The 18,998-nt window shown below is 74.6% G+C and carries 20 protein-coding genes; 5 read left to right on the forward strand and 15 right to left on the reverse strand.

The features are described 5' to 3' along the window. Window positions 1-209: 209 nt before the first annotated feature. The 8 genes from ACSNN7_RS03480 to ACSNN7_RS03515 all read right to left on the reverse strand — a co-directional run bounded on the left by ACSNN7_RS03480 (window position 210) and on the right by ACSNN7_RS03515 (window position 5,383). On the reverse strand, window positions 210-1,085 hold the full coding sequence (locus tag ACSNN7_RS03480; protein ID WP_436679061.1) for a DUF72 domain-containing protein: 876 nt from the start codon (window positions 1,083-1,085) through the stop codon (window positions 210-212). A gap of 51 nt (window positions 1,086-1,136) precedes the next feature. Next, window positions 1,137-1,535, reverse strand: coding sequence for a TraR/DksA family transcriptional regulator (locus ACSNN7_RS03485; protein ID WP_334454402.1), 399 nt, complete (start codon window positions 1,533-1,535; stop codon window positions 1,137-1,139). Window positions 1,536-1,651: 116 nt separating this feature from the next. Continuing rightward, window positions 1,652-2,371, reverse strand: a complete 720-nt coding sequence (locus tag ACSNN7_RS03490) for a uridine kinase (protein ID WP_436679062.1) — start codon at window positions 2,369-2,371, stop codon at window positions 1,652-1,654. Between the two features lie 52 nt (window positions 2,372-2,423). Then, window positions 2,424-3,032 (reverse strand): winged helix-turn-helix domain-containing protein, encoded by a 609-nt coding sequence (locus ACSNN7_RS03495; protein ID WP_436679063.1) that lies wholly within the window; start codon window positions 3,030-3,032, stop codon window positions 2,424-2,426. A 277-nt stretch (window positions 3,033-3,309) separates the two neighbouring features. Continuing rightward, a complete protein-coding gene (locus ACSNN7_RS03500) occupies window positions 3,310-3,867 on the reverse strand; it encodes a winged helix-turn-helix domain-containing protein (protein WP_436679065.1) in 558 nt (185 codons plus the stop codon). 51 nt (window positions 3,868-3,918) lie between these two features. After that, window positions 3,919-4,413, reverse strand: a complete 495-nt coding sequence (locus tag ACSNN7_RS03505; RefSeq protein ID WP_436679067.1) for a rhodanese-like domain-containing protein — start codon at window positions 4,411-4,413, stop codon at window positions 3,919-3,921. A gap of 53 nt (window positions 4,414-4,466) precedes the next feature. Beyond that, the gene (locus ACSNN7_RS03510) at window positions 4,467-4,904 is read right to left on the reverse strand and encodes a cysteine dioxygenase (RefSeq protein WP_436679068.1); all 438 of its coding nucleotides are present in this window, start codon (window positions 4,902-4,904) and stop codon (window positions 4,467-4,469) included. A 107-nt stretch (window positions 4,905-5,011) separates the two neighbouring features. Then, window positions 5,012-5,383, reverse strand: a complete 372-nt coding sequence (locus tag ACSNN7_RS03515; protein ID WP_436679069.1) for a signal peptidase I — start codon at window positions 5,381-5,383, stop codon at window positions 5,012-5,014. 143 nt (window positions 5,384-5,526) lie between these two features. On the opposite strand from ACSNN7_RS03515, the gene ACSNN7_RS03520 reads away from it, so the two are divergent. Continuing rightward, window positions 5,527-6,471, forward strand: coding sequence for a DUF3500 domain-containing protein (locus ACSNN7_RS03520; protein ID WP_436679070.1), 945 nt, complete (start codon window positions 5,527-5,529; stop codon window positions 6,469-6,471). 6 nt (window positions 6,472-6,477) lie between these two features. Here the strand turns inward: ACSNN7_RS03520 and ACSNN7_RS03525 are convergent, their stop codons facing one another. From ACSNN7_RS03525 to ACSNN7_RS03555, 7 genes are all read right to left on the reverse strand, one after another. Further along, on the reverse strand, window positions 6,478-7,236 hold the full coding sequence (locus tag ACSNN7_RS03525) for a class I SAM-dependent methyltransferase (RefSeq protein ID WP_436679071.1): 759 nt from the start codon (window positions 7,234-7,236) through the stop codon (window positions 6,478-6,480). 63 nt (window positions 7,237-7,299) lie between these two features. Next, window positions 7,300-7,803 (reverse strand): DUF2231 domain-containing protein, encoded by a 504-nt coding sequence (locus ACSNN7_RS03530; protein WP_436679072.1) that lies wholly within the window; start codon window positions 7,801-7,803, stop codon window positions 7,300-7,302. 102 nt (window positions 7,804-7,905) lie between these two features. Then, window positions 7,906-8,646 (reverse strand): GAF and ANTAR domain-containing protein, encoded by a 741-nt coding sequence (locus tag ACSNN7_RS03535; RefSeq protein ID WP_436679108.1) that lies wholly within the window; start codon window positions 8,644-8,646, stop codon window positions 7,906-7,908. A 178-nt stretch (window positions 8,647-8,824) separates the two neighbouring features. Then, window positions 8,825-11,116, reverse strand: coding sequence for an accessory Sec system translocase SecA2 (secA2, locus tag ACSNN7_RS03540; protein WP_436679073.1), 2,292 nt, complete (start codon window positions 11,114-11,116; stop codon window positions 8,825-8,827). A 110-nt stretch (window positions 11,117-11,226) separates the two neighbouring features. Beyond that, on the reverse strand, window positions 11,227-12,978 hold the full coding sequence (locus ACSNN7_RS03545; protein ID WP_436679074.1) for an ABC transporter ATP-binding protein: 1,752 nt from the start codon (window positions 12,976-12,978) through the stop codon (window positions 11,227-11,229). 47 nt (window positions 12,979-13,025) lie between these two features. Further along, the gene (locus ACSNN7_RS03550; protein WP_436679075.1) at window positions 13,026-14,114 is read right to left on the reverse strand and encodes a zinc-binding dehydrogenase; all 1,089 of its coding nucleotides are present in this window, start codon (window positions 14,112-14,114) and stop codon (window positions 13,026-13,028) included. After that, complete coding sequence (locus ACSNN7_RS03555) at window positions 14,107-15,120, reverse strand: Gfo/Idh/MocA family protein (protein WP_436679077.1); 1,014 nt, start codon at window positions 15,118-15,120, stop codon at window positions 14,107-14,109. Before ACSNN7_RS03555 ends, ACSNN7_RS03550 begins: the two co-directional genes overlap by 8 nt. Before the next feature lie 218 nt (window positions 15,121-15,338). Here ACSNN7_RS03555 and ACSNN7_RS03560 point away from each other — a divergent pair, with 218 nt between their 5' ends. The 4 genes from ACSNN7_RS03560 (at window position 15,339) to ACSNN7_RS03575 (ending at window position 18,998) form a co-directional block, all read left to right on the forward strand. Continuing rightward, on the forward strand, window positions 15,339-16,352 hold the full coding sequence (locus tag ACSNN7_RS03560) for a glucosyl-3-phosphoglycerate synthase (RefSeq protein ID WP_436679078.1): 1,014 nt from the start codon (window positions 15,339-15,341) through the stop codon (window positions 16,350-16,352). 106 nt (window positions 16,353-16,458) lie between these two features. After that, window positions 16,459-17,616, forward strand: a complete 1,158-nt coding sequence (locus tag ACSNN7_RS03565; protein ID WP_436679079.1) for a glycosyltransferase — start codon at window positions 16,459-16,461, stop codon at window positions 17,614-17,616. A 187-nt stretch (window positions 17,617-17,803) separates the two neighbouring features. Beyond that, on the forward strand, window positions 17,804-18,178 hold the full coding sequence (locus ACSNN7_RS03570) for a DUF4383 domain-containing protein (protein WP_436679080.1): 375 nt from the start codon (window positions 17,804-17,806) through the stop codon (window positions 18,176-18,178). 91 nt (window positions 18,179-18,269) lie between these two features. After that, window positions 18,270-18,998: an ATP-binding protein gene (locus ACSNN7_RS03575; RefSeq protein WP_436679082.1), complete on the forward strand. Its 729-nt coding sequence runs from the start codon at window positions 18,270-18,272 to the stop codon at window positions 18,996-18,998.

Consider the following 18,998-nt stretch of genomic DNA (forward strand, 5'->3'; position numbering starts at 1 on the left):
GGGTCGCTCGCGGGCGTTGCCGTCGGCCGTTCCGACCACGTGCAGCACTCCGCCACGTCGCCTGTCCGTCACGACCCGAACCGCCATGGGCCACCTCCGTCGCTGTCGGCCTCGCGTCCCGTCGGTCGACGGACCGCAGACACCGTCCATGCTGCGTGGCGATCAGGTGAGCCGGCCTCACCCCGAGCGGGTGAACTCCGCCCGGCGGCTCAGGCGGTGGCGTCGAGCAGGCCGGCCAGCGTGGTGGCGTTGGTTTGCGCGTAGTCGCGGTAACAATTGTTCATCAGTACGTGGGTCTGTTCGGCCGAGTCGGCCAGTTCGCGCAGCTTCGGCGCCCAGTCCCGCAACTCCCGCTCGGAGTAGTGGTAGCCGAACTTCTCGTGGATGTCCTTGCTGGTCCACTTGTCGCTGTGGCCGTGGAAGCGCACCACCGCGAGGTCCGCGGTGGCGGCCAGCACCGGGGGTACGGAGGAGCGGTGGCCCTGGGGCATGTCCACGCCGACGTACGGCAGCCGGTGTTTGCGCAGGAAGGCCAGCGTCTCGTCGGCGTTGGCGCCGTCGAACCAGGAGGCGTGCCGGAATTCGAAGACCGGCCGCAGCGGGCGGCAACGCCGCTCGACCTCCAGCAGGTACTCCTTGTTCTCCCGCTTGATGGTGAACCAGGGCGGGAACTGGAACAGCAGCGCGCCGAGCCGGCCGGCCTCGACCAGCGGGTCCAGTGCGGACAGGAAGCGCGTCCACACCTCCTCGTACGCCTGGGCGGGCAGGTCGTCCGGGTAGAGGTTCTTCTTCTCCGTCTCGGGGCGCAGGTCCTTGTAGAGCGCGGACACCTTCGTGGGGTGCCCGGTCAGCAGGCTGAACGCCTTGATGTTGAAGGTGAACCCCGCCGGGGTGCGCTCGGCCCACAGTCGCGCGGTCCGTTCGGCCGGCGGCGAGTAGTAGGTGGCGTCCACCTCGACCAGCGGAAAGCGCCGGGCGTAGTACGCCAGGCGCTTCTCGGGGGTGTCCGCGGTCTGCGGGTACCAGCCGGACTCCAGCAGGGTCGGGTCGGTCCAGGACGCGGTGCCCACCAGGATGTCACCCATGGGACAAGTGCACCGCGCCCGGACCCGACCGGCAACCCGCGACGACGCCGCTCAGGCGGCGCGCCGCTCCCGCGTCTGCTTGCACGCCACGCAGGCGGTGGCCGACGGGAAGATCTCCAGCCGCTCGACCGGGATCGGCGCCGAGCAGCCCTCGCAGAAGCCGTAGGTGCCCTCGTCGAGGCGGGTGAGCGCGTGCTCGAACTGGGCGCGGCGGTCCAGGATCGTGCGCAGCAACGACTGGGCGGTGTCTCGCTCGGCGGTCTTGGTGCCGCTGTCGGCCTGGTCGTCGCCGGCGGTGTCGCCGACCTCCACCAGCCGCAGCACCTGGCTCTGGGCCACCGCCTGCTCGTACTCCGCGGACAGCTCGTCGTAGCGGGCCTTCAGGGAGAGTCGGATCTGGTCGATCTCCGCCTGGGATCGGCCCGTACCGACCGTGTCGTGGACGAGCATCGCTGCCTGCCTTTCGTGGGGCTCCGGCCCGATCGGCCCGGTCGCCCGGATACGGTCCGCACGGGCGAGATCACCCGTGCTCTGTGAGCCGGGCGAATACCCACCTCCGCTGTGGATCAAACCGACGAGTTTTCCGGCCCGGAGTCGACCGGTTCGTCCGGCTCGACGAGGGCCGGGTGCCGTGGGTCGTCGGCCCGGACCACCACGTCGGCGAAGGAGGCCGGGTCGACCTCGTCGGCGTACCGGGTGAAGGCGGGCAGGGTCCAGCGCAGCTCCGGATCGGTACGCCGGGCCAGGGCGGCCGGCGAGAGCGCCAGGTGCACCGCGAGGTCGAAGGGCAGCCCGCCGCCGAGCAGCAACGCCCCGCTGACCAGCAGCACCGCGCCGGGTGGCAGCGGGACGTACGCCGCTCGGCTGGCCCGGTCGGTCGCGGCGTCCCAGAGCGAGGGCAGCACCCGCCCGGAGCCGCCGGGACCGGCGGGGTCGAGCACCTCCCGGCGCAGCCCGGCCTCGTCGGTCCAGCTCTCGTAGTACGCGTCCGGGTTGGTCCGGCCCTGCTCGAAGCGGATCGAGGCGGGTCGCAGGAAGTCCTCGGCGCGCACGTGCAGCACCGGGCGGCCGAGCGCGCGCAGCGGATCGACCAGCGCCTCGGCGAGGCGCTGCGGCGCGGCGGCCGGCGGACCGTCGACGGCGACCCGCAGCCGGCCGGGTCGATCGGCCGGGCCGTCGGAGCCCGACCCGGTCGCGGCCGGGTGACCCGGCTCGGTGGTCGCGGCGAGGAGCCGCTCGGTCAGCTCGGCGACGAGCCGCTCGGGCGAGATGGGTCGGACGCGCATCCGACCATGGTGCCCCGGCCGGTCGGCCGGCGCGTCGGGGACGCCCGGGCGGTCAGCCGGTGCGGTCGATGGTGACCCGGGCGTCGTCGGCGAGCCGGTAGCCCACGCCGTAGACGGTGGTCACCAGGGGGACGTCCACGCCGACCTTGCCGCGCAGCCGGCGCACGTGCACGTCGACGGTGCGGACCCCGGCGTGCTCGTAGCCCCAGACCGCGTTGAGCAGCTGCAGCCGGGTGAACACCCGGCGCGGGTGGGCCACCAGGTGCAGCAGCAGGTCGAACTCCAGCCGGGTCAGCGGCAGCGGCTCGCCGTCGCGCAGCACCGAGCGGGAGGAGGCCAGGATGTGCAGTGCCGGGATGGTCGGCGCGAGCGACCGGCCCGGGGACCGGCCGCCGGGCACCGGCTCGGGCCGCCGCTCGGCGGGGACACCGTTGGTGCTGATGATGCCCTCGCCGCGTTCCAGCAGCTCGCGGGCGGCCTCGAGCAGCCGGCGGGCCGGCGGGGTCAACGACTCCTCACACGCCAACGGGATGGACAGGGTCACGGTGAGCACGGGTGCGGCCGTGTTCGCCGGGCGGCGCTGGCCGCCGGGGGGACGACCGGGAACCGCAGGTTGGGACGTATGCCATCCGGCGCGCGACGAGGCGGGGCTGACCGACATGGTCCTCCTTGGCTGGTCCGGGTAAACCCACGGCCCGGGACGCCGCTTCATCGATGCTTCCCGGCCCCTGAGCGAGGGTCAAGGGGCGGCCACGTTGCATGAATGTGACAATTGACGAACACATCGCAGCCGAACCCTCGCTCTGCGTCCGAGCCAGATGATTACAGCAGAGTCACCGGGGCGTCCGGAGACGGGGGTACCCGCTCCGGTTCACATTGGCCGGTGCCGCCCCCCCCGACCAGGGCCGACGGTCGCCGGCGCGGCCCAGGGCGAGCGGTCAGCGCAACCGGTCCACCCGGATCCGGGCCTCGTCGGCCAGGCGGTATCCCACGCCGTAGACGGTGGTGACCAGCGGAACGTCCCCGCCGAGCTTGGCGCGCAGCCGGCGCACGTGCACGTCGACGGTACGGGCCACCGCGTGCTCGTAGCCCCAGACGCTGCCCAGCAGCTGGAGCCGGGTGAAGACCCGGTGCGGGTGCTCGGCGAGGAAGAGCAGCAGGTCGAACTCGATGCGGGTGAGCGGGATCTCCCGGTCGCCCTGCCGGACCCGCCGGGAGGCGGCCAGGATCCGCAGCGTGCCGGGGTGCTCGTCGACCGGCGCGGGCGGGTCCGGCACGGCCCGTACGGCGGCGAGCTCGGCCGGCCGGACCACGCCCTCCCCCGCCTCGGCCAGTTCACCGAGCAGGTCGACCAGGCGGGCCAGTCGCGGCGTCAGCGGCGCGGCGGTCAGGTCGAGGGTGATGGTCAGCGTCGGGGCGGACCGGGGCCGGGGCGGCCCCGGTCGGTCGGGACGGCCCGGCGGGTACGGGCGCGAGGTGATGGCGACGACGGACATCGGTGCCTCCAGACGGCGGGTCGTCCGCCACGCGCGGTGGAGCGTGGCGGGTCAGCGCGGCGCCCGGCCGGCGGTCACCGGGAGCGCGGTGAACGGATAGCCGGGCGGCGGGGTCGGGCCGAGGGCGGGCAAGCCGGCGATGCGCCAGGCGACGAAGCCGCCGATCACGTCGGTGGCCCGGCGCAGGCCGAGATCGTGCAGCGCGGCGGCGGCCAGCGAGGAGGTGTAGCCCTCCTGGCAGATCACGACGACCGGCAGGTCGTAGCCGACCGCCTGGGGCAGCCGGGCCGGGCAGCGCGGGTCGAGCCGCCACTCCAGCACGTTGCGTTCGATGGTCAGCGCGCCCGGCACGGTGCCGTGCGCGGCCCGCTGGGCGGCGGGCCGGATGTCGACCATGAGGGCCCCGCCGCGGTACGCCAGGTGCGCCGCCTCGGGGTCGAGCCGGCGCAGCCGGGCGCGGGCGGCGGCGAGGATCTCGTCGATGCCGCGCGATCCCGTCGGTGGGACCGGACAGTTCTCGATGATCGGGTGAAGCTGCTGCGGCATCCTCGCGGTCCTTCCAGGATCGAGCCGGCGGGCGGGCGTACGGGCGGTGGGGATCACCAGGCGATCCCGGCCTCGGCCACGTCGGCGACCCGCAGCCGGCCGGCGTCGAGCCGGTAGCGGGTCATCCGGCGCAGCGCCGGCCGGTAGACGTGGACGCTGACGGCGGGCTGGTCGGCTCGGTTGGTCACCACGTGCACGTGCCGCGGGCCGAACCGTCGCCCTGCGCCGGCCGCCAGGCGGTGCGGGCGCAGGTGCGCGCCGGCCACCGTCTCCTCGGTCAGTTCCCCGGCGACGACGAGGAAGGCGCCCGAGGAGCCGCCGTGGTCGTGCAGGTCGGTGCCCTGGCCGGGGAGCCAGCTCAGCGCCCACACCTCGTGCGTGCCGGTGGCGGCGAGCCGGGCGTACCAGCGCTCGGCCGGGTCGAAGCGCAGCGGCACCGGCCAGGTGGCCGGGTCGGCGTACGAGGCGGCGGCGGCGAGCAGGTCGTTCATGGTGGTCTCCCGTGTGGTGCGTCCGGACACCACTATAGGAGTCAAAGCCTATAGGTTTAGTAGGAATATCGGATGCTGGGACGGCGGTCCCGTGCTCCCCCGGAGGGTCAGCGCAGCACCGGCGGGTCCACCCGGTAGCCCGGCACCGACGGCCAGCGCACGGTCAGCACCACCGAGGCCTGCTCGGCGTACCAGCAGTGGTCGACCCGGCCCCACACCACGTAGTCGCCCGGGGTGCCGAGCACCACCGTCCGGTCCGGGAACTCCATCCGGAACCGGCCACTGACCAGCACCAGCAGCGCCGTCCGCCGCTCCCCCGTGGCCCACCGCGAGCGGGCCTGCCCCGGCGGGTGCACGCCCCACTTCACCTCGAGCTCGGCGCTGTGCCGGGGGTCGCCGGCGGGCATGAAGTGACCGAGCAGCCAACCGGCGTTGGTGGCGCCGTCGACGCCCGCGTTGCCCACGTACACCTCGTCCATGACCCTCCCGTCGTGGGCTGGCAAGCTACCAGTCGCCGGACGTGCCCGCCGACTAGCCTGGACCGGTGACCGACGACCCGGACGCCGAGACGCCCGCCCTGCCGGCGCTGCTCACCCCGCTGACCTTCCGCTGAGGCGACACCATGGACGATCCCGTACCGGAGCGGATGCGCACGGCGGCCACCGCGCTGCTGGCCACGCTCGACGAGCCGGCGCGCGCCGCCGCCGGCCACGCCTTCGACGACCAGGGCCGACGGTGGCTGGAGTACCGGCCCCGGCCGCGACCCGGTGTCTGCCTGGCCGACCTGGACCGCGCCGGGCGCAAGGCGGCGCACCGGCTGCTGGCCACCGCGCTGAGCCCGGCGGCGTACGCGCAGGCGATGACGGTGGTGGCGCTGGAGGAGGTGCTCGACCGGGCCGAGGGATGGCGGCGCGGGCGGCACAGCGGCGACTACTGGATCGCCCTGTACGGCGACCCGAACCGCGACGACCGCTGGGCCTGGCGGTTCGAGGGGCACCACCTGTCGGTGAGCATGACGGTGGTCGACGACGAGGTCTCCCCCGCCCCGGTCTTCCTCGGCGCCAACCCGGCCACCGTCCGGCACGCCGGGCGGCCCGTCTCCCGCCCGCTCGGCGTCGAGGAGGACCTCGGCCACGAACTGCTGGCGGCGATCGGACCGGCCGCGCGGGCCACGGCGATCGTCGCCGACGAGGCGCCGGCGGACATCGTCAGCGCCACCCGCGCGTCGGTCGAGGCGCCACTCACCCCGCTCGGCGTGCCCGGCGACCGGCTCGGGGTCACCGGCCGGGCCCTGCTGGACCAACTGGTGGCGCTCTACCTGGACCGGCTCCCCGCCGAGCTGGCCGTCCGGGAGGCGGACCGGCTGGCCGGCGGTGAGCTGCACTTCGCCTGGGCCGGGTCGACCCGGCCGGGCGGGCGGCACTACTACCGGGTGCAGGGCGACGACCTGCTGATCGAGTACGACAACACCACCGACGACGGCAACCACGCGCACACCGTGCTGCGGCGCCCCGCCGGCGACTTCGGCGCCGACGTGCTCGCCGCCCACCGCGCCCGGTCCCACTGACGCCGGTCAGGCCGGCCGGACCGCCTCGATCAGGAAGCGGCGGGCGTGGGCGACGAAGGCCCCCTCGGCGCGGATCCGCCGGTCCAGCGCGGCGAGCTGCGGCCGGTACCGCGCGACGTCGAAGCCCGGCACCGTCCAGACGACCTTGCGCAGGAACCAGACCACCGCGCCCACGTCGTGGAAGACCGCCGGCAGGGTGGCCTCTTCGAGGCGGGTCACGGTCAGGCCGGCGGCCCGGGCGGCGGCGACGGCCTGCTCCGGGTGCCGGGCCGCCGGGGGCGGCAGCGGGCCGAGGATCGCCTCGCTCAGCTCGCGCATCGTGCCCGGGCCGATCTGCTGCGACAGGTACGCCCCGCCGGGGCGCAGCACCCGGGCGGTCTCGGCCCAGCCGGTGGCGACCGGGTGCCGGCTGGTGACGAGGTCGAAGGAGGCGTTGCGGAACGGCAGCCCGGACCCCGGGCCGACCTGGACGACTCGCGCGCCGGCCCGGCGCAGCGTACGGCGGGCGACGGCGACGTTGGGCGGCCAGGCCTCGGTGGCGACCAGCAGCGGCGGCGGGGCCGGCGCCTCGGCGAGCACCTCGCCCCCACCGGTGTCGACGTCGAGCGCGGCGGTGACCTCCGCCAGCCGGGCCGCCACCAGGCGGGCGTAGCCCCAGGGCGGGCGTTCCTCGGTGGCCCGCCCGTCCAGCCAGGAGAAGTCCCACCCGTCGACGGGCGCGCCCGCCGCCTCGGCGACCAGCTCGGCGAAGGTACGCGCTGCCATCCGGCCACCGTGCCCGCCGGCGCCGCCTGCGGGCAACCGGATATCGCCCGGCCCGGGCGCGGGTCAGGCCCGGGGGCGGATGATCTCGACGGTGGAACCGGCGGGCACGCCGTCGAGCGCCTCGAAGCCGCTCGGCTCGCGGCGGCCGCGCTCGAACTGGCGCATCAGGCGCGCGCCCAGCCGGACCCCGACCGCGCCGACCACGAGAGCGACCAGCTCGACGCCGAGCAGCACCCCGCTCGCGCCACGCTGCGGTACGTCGGCCCGGATCAGGCAGGCCAGCAGGAACAGCGCGGCCATGCCGGCGTTGACCAGGTTGAAGGTGAGCATGGTGCGGCGGGTCCGGCCGGCCCGGACGTCCCACAGGTCGACCATGCCGGCGACGCCGGCGAGCGCGGCGGCGACCAGGGCGGCGACCGCCGTCCAGTAGCCGACCTCGCCGAGGAAGGCCGGCCCGCCCGCCACGTCGGCGAGGTCGAAGACGACCGCGCTGACGAAGAGCCCCAACGGGAACGTCACCAGCATCGGTTGGATCGGATGCCCCTGCACCCGCAGCCGGCTCTCCATCGGTTCCTCCCCAGGATCGCGTCAATCACGAATCCAGGGTGCTACCCGTACGCCAGCGGGGCGAAACGACGCGCCCGACCCTCCGCGGGCGAAACGACGCGATCAGCCCTGCCGGGAGCGCGACACCGTGGCGACCAGCCGCTCGGCGACCTCGCGCAGCGGGATGTCCAGCGAGGACGCCGCGTTGCGCAGCACGTCGAGGGCCTCCGGCGCGGGGCACCCGCGCTGCGTCATGATCACTCCGACCGCCTGGCCGACCACGCCCTCCTCCAGCAGCGACCCGTCCAGCTCGCCGGCCCGCTCCGCCTGCTTGACCCGGTCGCGTACCGCCGCCAGCAGCAGGCCGGCGTGCTCGGCCAGCAGCATTGCGGTGAGCTGGTGCCGGGCGGTGAAGGTGCCGGCGGAGTCGGTGTAGAGGTTGATCACTCCGATGGCCTGCTCGTCGACGTCGACCGGCGCGGAGATCACCCCGCGTACACCGAGGCCGCGCGCCCGGGCGGTCCAGCCCGGCCAGCGCTCCTCGGCGGCGAGATCCTGCGCCACGGTCAGCTCGCGCCGCCCGATGGCGGTCATCGCCGGCGACTCCGGACCGTGCCGCAGGTCGTCCAGCTCCGCCAGCCGGGGGTCGGAAGCGGCCACCCCGGCCGGCTCCCCGGCGCGCAGCGCCGTGAAGCCGCACCAGGTCACCTCCGGTACCGCGTCCCGGGCGATGCGCACCAGCCGGGCCAGCGCCGCGTCGAAGTCGGCGGCGGCGATCAGGCCGGCGGTCAGCTCGCGCAGCAGGGCGGCGGTCTCCAGCACGCCGAGGGTGTCGATCGTCGGTTCCCGCATGCCCAGGTTCACCGGCGCACGGCCCCCGCGCACCGACCGACCCCGCCGACCGGCCCCGTTGCCTGTCTCATCGTGTGATCTCCCCTGACTCTTGAGCCCCGGGCTACTACCCTCGCAGACCAGGCTCGAAACCGCGCAAAAGGGGTCCCTTCCGGCGCGGGTCGGCGCCGGAAGGGACCCCGCAGGCCGCTCAGCGCGCGGCGGAGAGCCGCCGGCCGACCGAGGCGATCAGCCGGTCCAGCTCCGAGCCGAACGGGTTGTCGTGGACCAGGTACGTCCAGGTGGCACTCGGCCGCACCAGCTTGGCGGCGTCCGGCTCCCAGTCGTCGTCGAACTCGGTCTCGGTGAAGGTGGCGATGGTGCGGGTCTCGATCTCGGGGACGAGATTGTTGAACGCCGGCACCGCCGCCCGGTGGAACTCGTCCAGCGGGTCGAGGCGGCCCAGCGCCCGCAGGTGCACACCCTCGCGAACCTCGGAGAGCTCGGCCAGGTGCTCGGCCCAAAGCCGGTCGAGGTGGTAGAGGGCGATCGACCGGGCCACCCGGGCGAGCAGGTCCTCGTCCATCTCGCCGGCCTTCTCCGGCACCCGGTCGAGCAGCATCAGCGCGGCCACGTCGCTGGTGAGCAGCCGCTCACGGCGCTCGGCGAGGGCCTTGCGCTGCTGCTCGATCACCACGCTGTAGCGCCAGGTGTTGCGGTGGATCTCGTGGTTGACGCCCTCGGCCACCCGCTGGGCGTGCTCCACGGCGTAGTCCACCTGCTCGTCGGTGACCAGGCCGTCGGCGTTCATCCGCGGCGAGGCCGGCACGGTGTCGCCCGCGTGCCGGACCACCAGGTCGTCCTCCAGGCTGACGAAGAAGACCGAGCCACCCGGGTCGCCCTGCCGGCCGGCCCGGCCGCGCAGCTGGTCGTCGACCCGGCGGCTGTCGTGCCGGCCGCTACCGAGGACGTACAGGCCGCCCAGCTCGGCCACCCGGTCCCGGTCGGCCTGGTCGCTGCCGCCGAGGCGGATGTCCACGCCCCGGCCGGCCATCTGGGTGGAGACGGTCACCGCGCCGTACGCGCCGGCCTCGGCGATGATCGCCGCCTCCTCGTCGTCGTTCTTGGCGTTGAGCACGACGCAGGGCACCCCGGCCGCATTCAGGCCCGCGGCCAGCCCCTCGGACTCCTTGACGTCGAGGGTGCCGACCAGCACCGGCCGGCCGGCGCGATGGCAGCGCGTGATCTCGTCGATCAGCGCCTCCTCCTTCTCCGCCCGGGTCGCGTAGATGCGGTCCGGCTCGTCCTCCCGGACGCAGGGGGTGTTCGGCGGGATCACCGCCACCTCGAGGCCGAAGAACTCCCGCAGCTGGTCGCCGACGAGCACCGCGGTCGCGGTCATGCCGCAGACGGTGGGGTAGAGCGCGATGTACGCCTGCACGGCGATGGTGCCCAGCACCTCACCCTCGGCGGTGGCGTCCAGGCCCTCCTTCGCCTCGACCGCCGCCTGGAGGCCGTCCGGCCAGCGGCGGCGCTGGGCCACCCGGCCGCGCATCTCGTCGATCAGCTCGACCGAGCCGTCCCGGACGATGTAGTCGACGTCACGGTGCAGCAGGGCGTGCGCGTGCAGCGCCACGTTGACCGCGGAGAGCTGCCCGACGTGCTCGGTGTCGTACAGGTCGATGCCGCCGAGCTTCGCCTCGACGGTGGCCAGGCCGGCGGCGGTGAACGCCACGCTGCGACCGTCCTCGGCGATGGTGTAGTGCTTGCCACTGCGCAGGCCGCGCACCAGCGCCGCAGCGGCGTGCACCGGGTCCTGCTCACCGGCGACCGCGCCCGCGAGCACCATCGGCACCCGGGCCTCGTCGATCAGGATGGAGTCGGCCTCGTCGACGATCGCGGTCTTCAGCGGCGGCTGGACCCGGTCGGCCAGGTCGGTGACGAGCTGGTCGCGCAGGAAGTCGAAACCGGCCTCGCTGACCGAGACGTAGGTGACGTCGCAGGCGTACGCGGCGCGCCGCTCCTCGGGGGTGGAGGCCTCGTTCACCCAGGCGACGGTGAGCCCGAGCAGCCGGTAGACCGGCGCCATCCACTCCGCGTCGCGGCGGGCCAGGTAGTCGTTGACGGTGAGCACGTGCACCGGGCCGTTGCCCAGCCGGACGTGCCCGTACGCGGCGATGGTGGCGGTGAGCGTCTTGCCCTCACCGGTGGCCATCTCGGCGACCTTGCCCGACAGCAGCGCCATCGCCCCGAGCAGCTGCACGTCGTACGGCCGCTGGTCCAGCCCGCGGCGGGCGGCCTCGCGGCCGACGGCGCAGATCTCCGCGTACTCCGTGGCGGCACCGGCGGCCTCGGTCAGCTCGGCGTCATCGAGGGCGGACAGCTCGTCCTCGCGCGCGGCGATCTGCGGCAGCAACTTCTCCAGCGGGGCCAGGTCGACCGTCGTCCCCGGGCGCTGGAGGAACCGCCGGAACCTGCTCTTCAACCGTTGCGACACACCCATGAGCGGCAACGGTACGCGAACCGGCCCGCCCGTGGCTGCCCGGCTCGTCCGGGGCGTCCCCGGTGTCCCCGTCCCGGCCCGTCCGGGCAGGTCAGCGGCGTCCGGCCGGGTCAGCTCACCAGCAGCTGGTGGGCGGCCAGCTCGCGGTAGAGCGGACTGGTGACGGTCAATTCGTCGTGGGTGCCGACCGCGACCACCCGGCCGCCGTCGAGCACCACGATCTGATCGGCGTCGACGACCGTGGCGAGCCGGTGCGCGACGATCAGCAGGGTCCGCCGCACCGCCACCGCGTCGATGGCCCGGCGCAGCGCCGCCTCGTTGCGCGCGTCCAGGTTGCTGGTCGGCTCGTCCAGCAGCAGCACCGGCGGGCCGGCGAGCAGCGCCCGGGCGATCGCCAGGCGCTGCCGCTCACCACCGGAGAGCAGCACCCCGCCCTCCCCCACCTGCACGTCCAGCCCGGCGTCGGTGCGCTCGGCCAGGTGGCCCAGGTTGACCTCGTCGAGGACGGCGCGCAGCGCGGCGTCGGTAGCGTCCGGGGCACCGATGAGCAGGTTGTCCCGCAGCGTGCCGGCCAGCACCGGGGCCTCCTGCTCGACGTAGCCGAGCCGGGCCCGCAGGGCGGCCCGGGGCAGCCGGCGCACGTCGACGCCGTCGATGCGCAGCGACCCGGAGGTGACCTCGTAGAAGCGCTCCACCAGCGCGAGCAGCGTCGACTTGCCGGCCCCGGAGGGGCCGACCAGAGCGGTGCGGGTGCCGGCCGGCACGGTGAAGCTCACCTCGTGCAGCACCGGCGCGCCGTCGGGATAGCCGAACCCCACCCGGTCGAACTCGATCACCGCCGGCCGCCCGGCCGGCGGGGCCGCCGCCGGAGCCGCGTCGTCCCCGGCGTCCTCCACCGGTACGGCCAGCACCTCCTCGATCCGCTGCAGGGCGCCCAGCCCGGTCTGCAACTGCGTGTACGCGTGCACCGCCTGACCGAGCGGCAGAACCAGGAAGAACAGGAACATCACGAAGGCGACCAGGTCACCGACGGTGATCGCCCCGGCCGCGACCCGGGCCCCGCCCACGCCCAGGACCAGCAGAAACGCGCCCTGGATGGTGACCGCACTGACCGGGCCGACGACCGCCTGCACCCGGGCCACCCGCAGCCCCGCCGCGTACGCCTGGGCCGCGCTGGCACCGACGGCATCGGCCTCGCGGTGTTCGGCTCCGGCGGCGCGGATGGTGCGGGCCGCAGAGATCGCTCGCTCGACGGCGGAGGTCATCTCGCCGACGCGCTCCTGGGCGGCGCGGGATAGCGCGCGCACCCGGCGGGCCACGGTGAGCGCGAACCCGATGCCGGCGGCCACGCCCAGCAGGGTCACCCCGAACAGCACCGGGTCGAGCAGCGCCATCGCACCGGCCGCGCCGAGGACCATCACCGCGCCGGTGACCGTCTCGAACAGCCCGGAGGTGACCACGGCCCGCAGCAGGGTGGTGTCGGAGCCCACCCGGGAAAGCAGGTCGCCGGTACGGCGCCGGTCGTACTCGACGATGGGCAGGCGCAGCAGGTGCCCGGCGAGCCGGCGGCGGGTGCCCAGCACGACGCCCTCGGCGGTGCGCTGCAGCAGGAAGTCGCGCAGGCCGCCGAGGGCCGCGCCGAGCACCACCAGGGCCACCAGCACCGCCACCAGGCCACCGACCGGGCGAGCCGCGGCCAGCCCGTCGAGCACCTGGCGGGTGAGCAGCGGCTGGGCCAGCGAGGCGCCCGCGCCGGCCAGCGACAACGCGCCCACCACGGCGAGGGTGCCGCGGTGGGCGCGCAGGTACGGCAGCAGAGCGGCCAGGCCGAGCGGCCGGCCGGCGGTGGCGGTGGTGGTCATCAGCCGACCGTAGCCGCCGCCGCCCAGCCGGGTGCCGGGGGCGCGGGTCAGCCGGTCAGCACCACCTGGAGTTCCTGCCGGCGCCGTTCGGCCAGGTCGGTCAGGAGAGCGGGCGCCTCCTCCAGCGGCACCACCGCCGTGACGAGATGCTTGCGGATCACGTCGCCGTACTGCCGCAGCAGCTCGATGGTCTCGGCGGAGAGCCGTTCCCGGTCCCAGGTCGGCGCCAGCCCCCGCGGCACCCGCCCGATCTGCGCACAGCGCAGCGAGAGGCCGTTGTGGTGGAACTCCTCGCCGAGCCGGACGGCGTCCGCGCCGTCCTGGTAGAAGGCCAGGTCGATCACGGTGCCCTGCGGGCGCAGCAGGCGCAGCGCGAGGTGCAGCGCCCAGGCCTGGCCGCGGCACTGGAACACCACGTCGGCGCCCCGGTCCCCGGCGGCGTGGTTCCACCGGGTCTTGAGCACCACGGCCGGGTCGTCGGCCTCCGGGTCGAGCGTCTCCAGGCCGAGCGCCTCGGCGACCTGCCGCCGCTGGGGCGTCGGGTCCAGCACCACCACCGAGGCGGCGCCGTGCCGCTTGGCGAACAGGGCGGTGAGCAGGGCCACCACCCCGCTGCCGACCACCGCGACCCGCCGGCCCCGCACCCCGTCGCCGAGCGAGCGCACGTCGCTGCCGCACAGGTCCGCGGCGGCGTGCAGCAGACCGTTGGCGCAGATCGGGCCCATGTGCGCGACGTAGACGCCGAGCAGCGGATCGAGGTCGTCCGGGAGCGGGACGAAGCGCTCGGCGACCGGGTCGGCCACCCAGCCGCTGCGATGCCCGTAGGTCATGGCCCCGACCGTGCCGACCCCGATGGCCGGAGTCCGGCTCTCCACCACCCGGCCGACCTGCATGTAGCCGAGCCGGTTGACCGGGTACGGAGTGCTCGCCTCGCCGGGCTGGAACAGACCCAGGTCCGGATTCCAGGTGACGTTCAGATAGGGGTTGGTGCCCTTGACGAAGCTCAGCTCGGTGCCGGCGGAGACTCCGCTGTAGAGCGTCTCCACCCGGAAGGCGCCCTCACGCAGCTCGGCGGCGTCCTGCTCGACCAGCTCGACGGCGCCGGGGCCGCTAACCACCACGACCTTGTCACGCATCGACGCTCACCCCCGCGCGGGCCAGCGGCGCGACGGCCGGGCCGGTCGGCAGGGTCACGGCACGGCCGGTGTGGGCCGACTCGGCGACCGCCAGGGCCAGCCGCTGGGTCCGCAGCGCCTCGGCGTACGGCACCCGGATGTCGTCGCCGACCCCGGTCACCGCGTCGATGAAGGCCCGGTCGACGGCGACCCGGGCTCCGTCCGGATCGGACTCCATCCGCCGTTCCCCGTCGGCGTCGCAGACCACCAGGCCGTCCTCGGCCAGCGACAGCGCCAGCCCGTCGGCGAGGATCTCCAGCCCGGCCCGGTGCTTCCAGCCCAGCACGCAGGCCGCGGCGAGGGTGCCCACCGCGCCGTTGGCGAAGCGCAGCGTGGCCGCGGTCACCGAGTCGATGTCGGCGCCCTGCACCGGCGGCGGGTTGCCGTCGCCGTACGCGGTCACCTCGACCGCCTCGCCGACCAGCGACCGGACGAGGTCCAGCACGTGCGCGGCCTGCTCGACCACCGGCCCGCCGGAGCGGTCCCGCACCGCCCACCAGGGCACCGGCGGGACCTTGTCCAGCCAGGCGCCGTTGACCATCCGCACCGGCCGGTCGGCCAGCAGCTCGCGGGCCTGCTCCACGATGTGCAGGTACCGCCAGTGGTGGCCCACGGCGGTCAGCAGCCGCTTCTGCTCGACCAGCGCGGCGATCCGCTCGGCGGTGTCCAGGTCGACCGCGACGGGCTTCTCCACGAACATCGGGACGCCGGCGGCGATGACCGCCTCCTCCACCGGTCCGTGCGCGAACGGCGGAACGCAGACGTACACCGCGTCCGGCCCGGCGGCGAGCAGTTCCTCGATGTCGACGAAGGTCCGGCCGCCGTACGCGCCGGCCAGCTCCGCCGCCGCGTCGCGGGCCACGTCGGTCACCCCGAGCAGTTCCACGTCCTCGAAACCGCTCAGCACGCGGGCGTGACGTTGTGCCACCCCGCCGGCTCCTACCAGTCCCACCCGGCACGTACGCATTCCACCGACCCTCTCGACGCTGTTCCACGACTCGCGGAACAGCACTTTCCGCAGCGGCCGAACGCGAAACCCGGCGCGTCCGGCAACGAACCGTTCATCTGGCGGGAACCAGGCAGTGCACGGTTCGTGATCAAGCTGTTAGGCATGATCCGGTTAGCGCGCGGGTGCAGATGGGAAAACCAAGTCCGCGTTTTCCGCCACGATCTGGGGGTGTGCCAGTGCGGGATACAGATTCGATCGTCTCACCTGTGGTGGAGGCATGGGCCACGTACCGGACGACTTCGGCCGGTGACTGGCCGGCCCGCCGGTTGCTGGGCGCCAAGGGTGACAGCCGGGTCAGCGTGGTGCTGCCGGCCCGCAACGAGGAGGCGACGGTCGGCGCGATCGTGTCGACGATCCGCGAACACCTGATGGACCGGGTCGCCCTGGTCGACGAACTGATCGTGGTGGACTCCCGGTCCACCGACCGGACCGCCCAGGTCGCCCGCGCCGCGGGCGCCGAGGTGGTCAGCCAGGACGCGATGACCCGGGGACTGCCCCGGCTCAGCGGCAAGGGCGACGCCCTCTGGGCCGGCCTGGCCGCCGCGGAGGGAGACGTCGTCGCCTTCGTCGACGCCGACCTGCGCGAGTTCCGCCCGCACTTCGTGACCGGCCTGATCGGACCGCTGCTGACGGACCCGTCGGTGGACTTCGTCAAGGGCTTCTACCACCGACCGCTGGTGGGCCCCACCAGCGTGGAGGCCGACGGCGGCGGGCGGGTGACGGAGCTGATGGCCCGCCCGCTGCTCAACCTCTTCTGGCCGGAGCTGGCCGGCTTCGTGCAGCCCCTCGCCGGGGAGTACGCCGGCCGCCGGGAGGTGTTGGAGCAGGTGCCGTTCGTCTCCGGCTACGGGGTCGAGACGGCGATGCTGATCGACCTGCTGGAACTGGTCGGCCTGGACGCCCTCGCGCAGGTGGACCTCGGCGAGCGCAAGCACCGCCACCAGGACACCGCGGCGTTGGGCCGGATGTCCGCCCAGATCATGCACACCGCCTGGTCACGGTTGCAGCGCCGCGGCTGGGCCAGCCCCGGCACCATGCCGGCCACGGCGCTCACCCAGTTCCGTCGGGGTGGGACGGACGCGCTGCCCAACCTGGACCGGGAGATCGTGGTCAGCGACGTCTCGGTGGAGGAGCGCCCGCCGCTGGCCCAGCTGAAGCACCGGGTGCCGCGCCGGCGGGTGGCGGCGTGAGGTACGGGCCGCCGCGCCCGGTACGGAACGGCCGGCCGCACGGGCCGGTCGATGGCGGGAAGCGGACGGCCGACGGGGGCCCCGCCGAGGAGAGGAAACCAGCGCGATGAGTCTCACCGTCCTGATGAACGCCGGTCCCTGGTTGTCCGTGCCGCCTCCCGGCTACGGCGGGATCGAGAACGTCATCGCCACCCTTGTCCCGGAGCTGCGGCGGCTGGGCGTACGGGTGGTGCTGGCCTCGGTCGGCAGCAGCGCGCTGCCGGTGGACGAAAAGTTCTCGGTCTTCCCGGACGGGCAGTTCCACGCCCTGCAGCGGCCTTACAACCAGGTGTGCGGTATCTCGCAGGCCCACCTCAACGGGGTGGTCCGGCAGTTGCGCCGGCGCGACGACATCGACCTGGTGCACGACCACGTGGAGGCCGTCGGGCTGGCCACCCTCGCCGCGATGGGGCCGGACGCCCCACCGGCGCTGCACACCCTGCACTGGGACCTGGCCAAGCACCCCGAGCTCTACGGCAACCTCGACGCCGGTGACCGGGTCCGGGTCAACGGCGTCTCCGCCTCCCAGCTGGCCCGCGCTCCCCGTGCGCTGCGGGAGCACTCGGTGGGGCACGTGCACCTGTCCACCCCGCTGGCCGTCGGCGCCGACCGTGCGCCGCGCCCGGAGAAGGGCGACTACGCGATCATCCTGGGGCGGATCAACCCGGGCAAGGGGCAGGACGTGGGCGCCCGGCTGGCCCAGCGGGTCGGGGTGCCACTGGTGCTCGCGGGCCCGGTCGGGCCGTACCACCGGCCGGAGGACCTGGCCGCGGCCGGGGACGAGGCCCGGCAGAACCCGGACGTGCGCTTCTTCTACGACGAGGTGGCCCCGCACGTCGACGGCGACCTGGTCCGCTGGGTCGGCACGGTGGCCGGGCAGGAGCGCGACGACCTGCTGGCCGGGGCGAAGGCCTCGCTCTTCCCGCTGCGCTGGGAGGAACCGGGTGGCACCGCGGTGGTGGAGTCCCTCGCGCTGGGCACGCCGGTGGTGGCGACCGCCCGCGGCTGCCTGCCCGAGCTGATCGAGCACGGGCGCACCGGCCTGCTCACCGGCGACGAGGACGAGCTCGGCGAGCTGCTGCTGGCGGCCGACCTGCTCGACACGGACGAGTGCCGCCGGGAGGCCGCGAGCCGGTTCACCCCGGCGGTGATGGCGCAGCGCTACGTCGAGCTGTACGAGCGCCTTCGGCAGGGCGCCGGGGTCCGGCAGTTGCAGGTCGTCTGAGGCGTCCCCCGACTCGCACGGGCCCGGACCGGCATGGTCCGGGCCCGTTTGTCGTGCGGGGGGACGGGAACGCCGCGACGCGACGGAGGGAGCGCACGATGGCCGGTCCGATGGCCCACTCCCGGGCCCGGCGCAACCCCGCGGACGGCCGTGCCCGGTACGCCGGGCCGCCGCCACGGTCGGGGTGGTGTTCCTGCTCATCGGTGCCCTCGGCTTCCTGCCGGGGGTGACCGACGACTACGCCGACCTGCGGCTGGCCGGGCACCAGTCCGGTGCCCTCCTGCTCGGGGTGTTCCAGGTGTCGGTGCTGCACAACCTGCTGCACCTGGGCTTCGGGGTGGCCGGGCTCGCCCTGGCGCGCGCCGTCCGGCCCGCGCGCGCCTACCTGATCGGCGGCGGCGCGGTCTACCTGGTGCTCTGGCTCTACGGGCTGGCCGTCGACCACGGCAGCGCCGCGAACGTCATCCCGGTCAACACCGCCGACGACCTCCTGCACCTCGGACTCGGGCTCGGCATGTCGGCGCTCGGCCTGCTCACCGGACGTGACGGGGATCGCCGCTGACACCGCCCCGCCACCCGATCGGTCCGGTTTCATCCGGCGGGGCCCCGGGTACCTGGCTGAACCTGGGCACGGGAGCGGAATCGAGGGGCCGATGGCGAGCCGGATCACCTGCGAGGTGCACGACGAGTCCCCCGTGACCGTCGTGCGCCTGCACGGCGCGCTCGACCTGGGCACCATGAGGTCGGTGCACACGGTGCTGGATCGCTGTCTCTCCTCCCAGCCGGACGCGCTGGTGGTCGATCTGGCCCGGGTCACGGTCGGTGACCGGCTCGCGCTCTCCGTCTTCGCCGCCACGGCCCGACAGGCCGCCGACTGGCCGGCCGTACCGGTGCTGCTCTGCGCTCCGCCCTCGGACGCGGCCGCCTGGCTCGCCGAGTCCAGCACCTGCCGGGTGGTGCCGGTGCACCGGGACTGCGCCGAGGCGACCCGGCTGGCCGGCGAGAGCGCCGCCTTGCGGCTGCGGGCCCGGCTGGAGCCGGTGGCCAGCGCCTGCCGGCGGGCCCGAGAGCTGGTCGGCGAGGCCTGCGGCCGGTGGAACGCGCCGGAGCTGGTCGGTCCGGCGTCGCTGGTGCTCAGCGAGCTGGTCGGCAACGTGGTGCGGCACGCGCACACCCCGATGCAGGTGACTCTCACGCTGCGCCGGCCATACCTGCACGTGGCGGTCGCCGACGGCAGTCGCACCGCGGCTCGGGCGGCCAGCCCGGAGCTGCGCGCCGAGGGCGGGCGCGGCCTGATGCTGGTCCGGGAGATGGCGCAGCGGTGGGGCAGCGCCCCACTGGCCGACGGGAAGGTCGTCTGGGCCGTCGTACCGGCTAATTGA

Source organism: Micromonospora sp. URMC 105 (genome assembly GCF_051386295.1).
Classification (GTDB): domain Bacteria; phylum Actinomycetota; class Actinomycetes; order Mycobacteriales; family Micromonosporaceae; genus Micromonospora.